Source organism: Lysinibacillus sp. RU7, from assembly GCF_057837305.1.
This window is the reverse complement of the sequence record NZ_JBYQFK010000266.1, coordinates 1-243: the sequence shown is the minus strand read 5'-3', so window position 1 is coordinate 243 and position 243 is coordinate 1. Positions and strand designations below refer to the sequence as shown.

Sequence of the window (243 nt, the reverse complement as noted above, 5' to 3'; positions counted from 1 at the left end):
GGACGGTTTGCGATCAACACAACGGTCGGCGTCGCCGGGATGATCGATGTCGCCCGGAAAAAACCGTTCAAACTACCTCGTAGATCGAACGGCTTTGCCAACACACTGGGCTATTACGGCGTAAAGCCCGGCCCCTTTCTGTTCCTTCCGCTGATCGGCCCTGCGACCGTCAGAGACCTCATCGGCCTTGGTATCGACCGAATGGTTCTTCCGTCGGCGTTCGGCCAGCCGTTCAACCAGCCC

1 protein-coding gene is annotated in these 243 nt (G+C 59.3%); it reads left to right on the top strand.

Annotated features, from left to right (window positions below; translation table 11 throughout):
- Positions 1 to 243, top strand: a 243-nt coding sequence (locus AC3II9_RS22355; protein ID WP_489158957.1) for an MlaA family lipoprotein, incomplete at both ends; no start/stop codon positions are given.